Source organism: Sphingomonas sp. 66-10 (assembly GCF_001897045.1).
GTDB classification, from domain to species: Bacteria; Pseudomonadota; Alphaproteobacteria; order Sphingomonadales; family Sphingomonadaceae; genus Sphingomonas; species Sphingomonas lycopersici.
Window position 1 is genome coordinate 30330 of sequence record NZ_MKRR01000098.1, and the last position, 5784, is coordinate 36113.

General features: G+C 65.9%; 7 protein-coding genes. 5 read left to right on the forward strand and 2 right to left on the reverse strand.

Translation table 11 applies throughout. The features are described from left to right. The 5 genes from BGN95_RS08825 to BGN95_RS08845 all read left to right on the forward strand — a co-directional run. On the forward strand, positions 1 to 885 hold an 885-nt coding region (locus BGN95_RS08825), incomplete at its 5' end, for an efflux transporter outer membrane subunit (protein ID WP_286772421.1). Between the two features lie 42 nt (positions 886 to 927). Further along, positions 928 to 1281, forward strand: a complete 354-nt coding sequence (locus BGN95_RS08830) for a hypothetical protein (protein ID WP_179511733.1) — start codon at positions 928 to 930, stop codon at positions 1279 to 1281. After that, entirely contained in the window at positions 1281 to 2354 is a 1074-nt protein-coding gene (locus tag BGN95_RS08835) for a PHA/PHB synthase family protein (RefSeq protein WP_179511734.1), read from the forward strand. Before BGN95_RS08830 ends, BGN95_RS08835 begins: the two co-directional genes overlap by 1 nt. After that, a complete protein-coding gene (locus BGN95_RS08840; protein ID WP_179511735.1) occupies positions 2351 to 2890 on the forward strand; it encodes a GNAT family N-acetyltransferase in 540 nt (179 codons plus the stop codon). Before BGN95_RS08835 ends, BGN95_RS08840 begins: the two co-directional genes overlap by 4 nt. Positions 2891 to 2986: 96 nt before the next feature. After that, positions 2987 to 3778, forward strand: coding sequence for an esterase/lipase family protein (locus tag BGN95_RS08845; protein ID WP_179511736.1), 792 nt, complete (start codon positions 2987 to 2989; stop codon positions 3776 to 3778). 310 nt (positions 3779 to 4088) lie between these two features. On the opposite strand, the gene BGN95_RS08850 is transcribed toward BGN95_RS08845, so the two are convergent. Next, positions 4089 to 4493 (reverse strand): phasin family protein, encoded by a 405-nt coding sequence (locus tag BGN95_RS08850; RefSeq protein ID WP_265268372.1) that lies wholly within the window; start codon positions 4491 to 4493, stop codon positions 4089 to 4091. Beyond that, the coding region (locus tag BGN95_RS08855) for a wax ester/triacylglycerol synthase family O-acyltransferase (protein WP_286772422.1) at positions 4493 to 5784 on the reverse strand (1292 nt) is incomplete at its 5' end. The genes BGN95_RS08850 and BGN95_RS08855, both read right to left, overlap by 1 nt.

Here is a 5784-nt window from a genome sequence, read left to right on the forward strand (position 1 = left end):
ATCGCCGAGCAGACCGTCGCCAATGCGCAACGCAGCGTGTCGCTCACCGCTGCGCGGCTGAAGGGCGGGATCGCGCCGCGCACCGATCTGCGCCAGGCCGAACAGATACTCGCCGGCGCAGAAGCCGATGTCGCCGCGCAGAAGACCGCGCTGGCGCAGGATATCAACGCGTTGCAATTGCTGGTCGGCGCGCCGATCGACCCGGTGCTGCTGCCCGGCTCGATCGAGGAAGCCGCCGCGACGATCGGCGATCTCCCCGCCGGGCTCGATTCGCGCATCCTGCTGCGGCGCCCCGATGTGGTGAGCGCGGAATATACGCTCCGCGCCGCCAATGCGCAGATCGGCGCGGCGCGCGCGCAATTGTTCCCCACATTGTCGCTCACCGGGTTCGCGGGCTTTGCGAGCAATGCGCTGCGCAATCTGTTCACCAGCAATGCGTTCAATTATTCGGCCTCGCCCAGCGTGCGCTATTCGATCTTCAACGCCGGCGCGGCGCAGGCGGGGGTCGCGCAATCCGAGGCGCAGCGCGATGCGGCGCTCGCCGGCTATGAGAAAGCGATCCAGACCGCGTTCCGCGAAGTCGCCGATGCACTCGCCCGGCGCGGGACGATCGGCGACCAGCTTGCCGCCGATCAACGCAACAGCGACGCCGCGCTCGACAATTACCGGCTGAGCGACGCGCGTTATCGTGGCGGGATCGATACCTTCCTCGCCAGCCTCGTCGCGCAGCGCTCGCTCTATACCGCGCAGCGCACGTTGGTGCAGACCCGGCTGACCCGCGCGACCAACCTCGTCACGCTCTACCGCAGCCTCGGCGGGGATTCGCTGATCGAGGCTAATGCGGCGGGCCCGGTGCCTGCTGCGCAACAAACCCCGCAGCAATGACCCTTGACCGGTGCGGCGCGCCGTGAAAGTCTCCTTGTTGCAATGACCAGCAACCCTTCAGATCCGGCGGCTTTCTTTCGGGACATGCTGGGTCATTGGGAAAAGGCCGTAAACAATTTCGGCGGCGACGCGCTCAAGAGCGAAGAATTCGTCCGCGGGATGAGCGCGGCGACCGCCGCCACCGCCAATATGCAGGCGAATACGCATCAGGTGATGGAGCGCGTGCTCGCCGCCGCCAATCTGCCCAGCCGCGCCGATTTCGATGATCTCGCGCGGCGCGTCGCAGGGATCGAGGCGACGCTCGCCCGGATCGAGGCGAAGCTCGGCAGCGGCGGCCCCGATCCGGCCAAGCCGCGCCCCAGCCGCAGCCGCAAACCACCAAGCAAGGCAAGCTGATGCAGCAAACCGCGACGATCGATCCGATCTCGGCCGCCCAGGGCGAATTCGAACGGATGATGGCGCGGAATATCAAGGGGTTGAATTACTTCACCTCCCCTGCCCCGGTGGTCGGCGCGACCCCGCGGGAGGTGCTGATCGAACGCGGGCCGATGCGGCTCAATCACTATCGGCCGATGACCGACGAGGTCTATCGCGTGCCGATCCTGCTGGTGATGGCGACCACCAACCGCGGCTTTATCTTCGATATGGTGCCGGGGCAGAGCCTGGTCGAATTCCTGCTCCGCGCCGGGTTCGACGTGTTCATGCTCGAATGGGAAGCGCCGCGCAGCCACGAACGCTCGCTGACGCTCGAAAGCTATGTGCTCGATTTCCTTCCCGCGGCCGTCGCGCGGGTCAGGGAGGAGACCGGCGAGCCCGATGTCAGCATGGTCGGCTATTGCTTCGGCGGGGTGCTCTCCCTGCTCTATGCCGCGCTGCATCCGGCGCAGGGGCTCGCCAATCTCGTCACCTTCACCACGCCGATCGATTTTTCGCGGATGGACCTGTTCAGCGCCTGGTCCGACCCGCGCTTCTTCGATGTCGACCGGCTGGTCGATACGTTCGGCAACGTGCCGGGCGACATGCTCTACGCCTCGTTCGACATGCTGCGCCCGGCGGCGCGCACCGCAGCCAATATGCGGCTCTACGACAATCTGTGGGACGACGAATATGTGAAGTCGTTCCGCATGTTCGAACGCTGGAACACCGATACCCTGCCGCTCGCCGGTGAATATTTCCGCCAGACGACCAAGAAGCTGATGTGGGACAACAGCCTGTACAAGGGCACGATGACCGTCGGCGGGCGCGCGATCGATCTTGGCGGCATCACGGTGCCGTTTCTGCATCTCGCGGCGGAGCATGATCATATCGTCCCGCGCGAGGCATCGGCGCCGCTGCTCGGAATGATCGGATCGCCCGACAAACAGGAAATCATGCTGAAAGGGGGGCATGTCAGCCTCGTCGCGGGGGGCAATGCGATCAAGCGCATGTGGCCCGCGCTGGCGAACTGGCTGGCGGAGCGATCGATATGAGCCAACGCATCCGACGTTTCCGCAGCCCCGACCGCGACGCGATGATCGCCTTCGCGCAAGACCTGCCCGAGCATGACCTGTTGTTCCTCGGCCGCGATCTCAAACACCCGCGCGTCGTCGAGGCGTGGCTGACGGCGATCGACGACGGCTGGATCGACAGCCTGCTCGCCGAGAAGGACGGCGAGATCGTCGGCTCGGTCGCGCTGGTGCGCGATCCGCTCGGCTGGTCGGCGCATGTCGGCGAGGTGCGGCTTCTGGTGTCGTCGGAACGGCGCGGCGCCGGGTTGGGGCGCGATCTGCTGCAGGCGATCATGGCGGTGGCGGTCGAACGGCGGCTCGCCAAGCTCACCGCGGCGATGACCCCCGATCAGCGCAATTCGGTCGCATTGTTCGAAAGCCTGGGGTTCCGTGGCGAAGCATTGCTCAAGGATCAGGTGCGCGATCGCAGCGGCCAGCCGCACGATCTGGCGATCCTCAGCCTCGATCTCGCCCGCCACGAAGCATCGCAACGCGCTTACGGCTTTGATGAAGCCTAGAATTTACTTCCCTTAGCTTTTTAATGATTATAGCCTGATTACTGAACAAAAATAACAGCCGGCGCGTAGATGCCGGAACGACAGGAGAAACTGCTAATGGCCGCTGCCGCGCCAACCGATATCCCGCCCCCGCCTTCACCGCTGCTCGCGCTGACCGAATTGCCGCGTGCGCTGGCCGAATTCGGGTCGCTGCCGATCGCGGCGCCGTTGCTGGCGACCGCGCCGCGCGGCGACGGGCATCCGGTGCTCGTCCTTCCCGGCTTCACCACCACCGACGCCTCGACCACGGTGCTGCGCCGCTATCTGCGGCGGCTCGGCTATGACGCCTATCGCTGGGATCTTGGGCGCAACCTCGGCCCCAAGGCGATCGGGCGCGAAGGCGAAAAGCTGCTCGCGCGGCTCGAAGCGATCTACGCCGAGGCCGGGCGCAAGGTCAGCCTCGTCGGCTGGAGCCTCGGCGGGGTGATGGCGCGGATCGCTGCGCGCCAGGCACCCGAGAAGGTGCGGCAGGTGATCTCGCTTGGCTCGCCCTTCACCGGCTCGCCGCGCTCGACCAATGTGTGGCGCGCCTATGAATTGTTCACCGGCCAGTTGGTCGACGACAAGCAGACCCGCGCGCAACTCGCCGAGGGCGCGACCCCGCCCCCGGTGCCCGCCACCGCGATCTGGAGCCGCGAGGACGGCATCGTCGCGTGGCAAAATTGCATCGAGCCGCTCGGCGCGTTCAGCGACAATATCGAGGTCCACGGCAGCCATTGCGGGCTGGGGGTCAACCCCGCGGTGCTCTACGCGATCGCCGACCGGCTGGCGCTGCCCGAGGACGGCTGGCGGCCGTTCCGGCGCGGGGGATTGCGGGCGTTATTCTATCCCAGCGCCGGGCACGCCTGAGGGACTCCACTTCCCTATCCCCGTTCGGGCTGAGCTTGTCGAAGCCCTGCACTTTTCTTCCAAGGAAGAAGGGCGGCCCTCCAGCGGGTCCCATGAAATTATTACTTTCATGCCCTCACAAGGTCGGGGCGAACGGAGCGAGTATCCCGACAACAGCCGTCACCCGGGCCTTGAGCCGGGGTCCATCGAGAGGCAGGCGCAGATGCAAGCGCCTCTTGCCGCAGAGCTTGAGGCACAATGGATCCCGGCTCAAGGCCGGATGGATCCCGGCTCAAGGCCGGGATGACGGGGGTTATCTGGCTTCTGTCGGCTATTTCTTCCCCGGCGCCTTGAACGTGCCAACCGCCTCCCGGCCGAACTGCATGATCAGTTCCCCCACCTCGCGCGCCTGCGCCATCGATCGATTGCCCTGTTCGCGCAGGAAATCGCCCTGGATCTTCATCACTTCGGACAGATCCTTGGCCGATGCCGCGGCGCGCATCGCGGCGAACGCCTCGCGGGTATTGGTCTCGGCCTGATCAAGCATCTTGAGCCCGATCGCCTTGTTGTTCTCCAGCGCCTTCTCGCTGGAGGCCTTCATCGCCTCGCCGGCGCGCTTGGCGGGATCGACGACGCGTTCCTTGATCGTCTCGCGCGCTTTTTCCGCACCCTCGCGTACCTTGTCGGCGGCGGCCTTCGCGCGATCGCTGGCGGTCTTGCGTGGTTGTTGTGCCATCATCCCTCTCCTCTCTTGCGACCAGCCGCCCGGCGCGGGCGCGCGGGACGGTTTTCGTTCGCCTCGACCGGTGGCGGGGCGCCGATACGCGCCACCGCCTCCTTCAACGCGGCAAAGCTATCGCGCAGCGCCTGCGCATAATTCTCCGGATCGGGCATGATATCGCGATCGCTGGTGAAGCTGATCGCGATCGTATCGCCATAGCTATAGACCGGGTTGATCAGCCCCATGCCGTCGAACACCGGCCCGGTGCCGTACATCCCGACCATCTTGGCGCCGCAGAAATAGAGCGGCACGCGGCTGCCCGGCACATTGGTGACGACGCAATTATACGCCGGGGCATGCGCGTTGACCGCGCCGATCCGCGTGTAGAGCCGCGCGGCGAGACCGGCGAGTGCGCTGGGCATCAGTTGCGAATAATCGGACAGGTTCTTGGCGCCGACCGCATTGGTCATCGCCTTGGAATTAACCGCCTCGTCATGGACGAAGCGCAGCCGTTCGAGCGCATCCTCGATATGCGTCCCGAGCCCGACCACCATCGCCGAGACGAGATTGCCGAGCGCCGCCTTCTCGCCCTCCTGCCGCACCGAGATCGGCGCCATCGCGGTCAGCGTCTCCTTGGGCAGCTCGTCCTTCGACTGGAGGTAGCGCCGGAGCGCGCCGCCGACGATCGACAGCACCACGTCGTTGACCGTCGCATCGGGCACCGCTTCCTTGAGCGCGCGGATCTCCTTGAGCGAAAAAGGCACCGCATCCCATACGCGATGCGCGCCGACCTTGCCGTTGAAGCGCGTCTTGGGCGCGGGCCGGGTGTTGCGCAGCGACACATCGCCCTTGCGCACCTGCGCCGCGAGCCGCCCCATGCCGGGCAACGACCGCCCGATCGTCTCCATCACGCGCATCGGCTGGACGAGGCTGTTGAAATAGCTCCGTGCCAGCAGGTCGGCGACGTGCGGCATATTCTCGGCTTCCCACGGATCGTCGTCCGCCGGGGCGGTGGTATCCGGGGTGATCGAATGGACCGCCGCCGACATTTCCACCCCCGACATGCCATCGATCGCGGCGTGATGCACCTTGCACATCAGCGCGAAGCAGCCGGGGGGCAACCCGGGGATATTATCGAGCCCCTCGATCACGGTGAATTCCCACAGCGGCTTGGTCAGGTCCATCGGCCGGGCATGGAGCCGCGCCGCCTGGATGCAGAGCTGGCGCCAGTCACCCGGCTTGGGCAGAGCGATGTGGCGGACGTGGAATTCCAGATCGAATTCGGGATCCTCGATCCAATAGGGAT